Source organism: Cryobacterium sp. M25 (assembly GCF_002929635.1).
GTDB classification, from domain to species: Bacteria; Actinomycetota; Actinomycetes; order Actinomycetales; family Microbacteriaceae; genus Cryobacterium; species Cryobacterium sandaracinum.
The window spans coordinates 1-1,867 of record NZ_PJJU01000003.1; the positions used below are offsets into that span (position 1 = coordinate 1).

Annotated in this window: 1 rRNA gene; it reads right to left on the bottom strand. The window is 58.6% G+C overall.

The features are described from left to right. Nucleotides 1-1,867: ribosomal RNA gene (locus CXY81_RS00015) — 23S ribosomal RNA — on the bottom strand; the annotation flags it as partial.

Consider the following 1,867-nt stretch of genomic DNA (forward strand, 5'->3'; position numbering starts at 1 on the left):
CTCCCTACCGGCTTGCCCCAGTGTTACCACTGACTGGTACGGCTACCTTCCTGCGTCACCCCTTCGCTTGACTACTACCAGCGAAGTTCCCACGCAGCCCCAGAACTCCACACCCCCGAAGGGGAGTGATCGATCCGGTTTTGGGTGGTTAGTACCGCTGATTCGTCACGGGCGCCCACACACGGGTACGGGAATATCAACCCGTTGTCCATCGACTACGCCTGTCGGCCTCGCCTTAGGTCCCGACTCACCCTGGGCGGACTGGCCTGGCCCAGGAACCCTTGGTCTTTCGGCGGGCAAGGTTCTCACTTGCCTTGTCGCTACTCATGCCTGCATTCTCACTCCCCCACCCTCCACCACCGGTCACCCGGTGGCTTCGCTGAATGAGGGACGCTCCCCTACCCACACCCACCACAAGGTGGATGTGCCGCGGCTTCGGCGGTGTGCTTGAGCCCCGCTACATTATCGGCGCACAATCACTTGACCAGTGAGCTATTACGCACTCTTTCAAGGGTGGCTGCTTCTAAGCCAACCTCCTGGTTGTCTTTGCGACTGCACATCCTTTCCCACTTAGCACACGCTTGGGGGCCTTAGCCGGCGATCTGGGCTGTTTCCCTTTCGACGNCCGCTACATTATCGGCGCACAATCACTTGACCAGTGAGCTATTACGCACTCTTTCAAGGGTGGCTGCTTCTAAGCCAACCTCCTGGTTGTCTTTGCGACTGCACATCCTTTCCCACTTAGCACACGCTTGGGGGCCTTAGCCGGCGATCTGGGCTGTTTCCCTTTCGACGTACGGAGCTTATCCCCCGCCGTCTCACTGCCACGCTTTACACCACGGCATTCGGAGTTTGGCTGACGTCAGTAACCTAGTAGGGCCCATCGGCCATCCAGTAGCTCTACCTCCGCGGTGAACCACGCAACGCTGCACCTAAATGCATTTCGGGGAGAACCAGCTATCACGGAGTTTGATTGGCCTTTCACCCCTACCCACAGCTCATCCCCTCAGTCTTCAACCTAAGTGGGTTCGGGCCTCCACGCGGTCTTACCCGCGCTTCACCCTGGCCATGGGTAGATCACTCCGCTTCGGGTCCAGAACACGCCACTATTCACACGCGCGTATGCGCGTGTGGGTCGCCCTATTCAGACTCGCTTTCGCTGCGGCTACCCCACACGGGTTAACCTTGCGACATGTCCCTGACTCGCAGGCTCATTCTTCAAAAGGCACGCCATCACCACCCTCCTCCGGAGAGGAAAAGGAGGCTCTGACGGATTGTAGGCACACGGTTTCAGGTACTCTTTCACTCCCCTCCCGGGGTACTTTTCACCATTCCCTCACGGTACTAATCCGCTATCGGTCATCGAGGAGTATTTAGGCTTACCGGGTGGTCCCGGCGGATTCACAGCGGATTCCACGGGCCCGCTGCTACTCGGGAATTGATACTAGGCAGGTGCCGGGTTTTCGCGTACCGGGCTCTCACCGTCTACGGCAGACCATCCCAGGCCACTTCCGCTAACCACGACACTTTCTGACTGCCTCTCAGCCGGGTAGCGCTGAGACATATCCTCCCACAACCCCGCACACACAACCCCTACCCGGTTACCCATGCGTGCGGTTTAGCCTGTTCCGCGTTCGCTCGCCACTACTTGCGGAATCACAATTGTTTTCTCCTCCTACGGGTACTGAGATGTTTCACTTCCCCGCGTTCCCTCCCGCACCCTATATATTCAGATGCGGGTAGCACGACATCACTCGTGCTGGGTTTCCCCATTCGGAAATCCTCGGATCCACGCTCGGTTGACAGCTCCCCGAGGCATATCGCAGCCTCCCACGTCCTTCATCGGCTCTCGATGCCAAGGCATCCA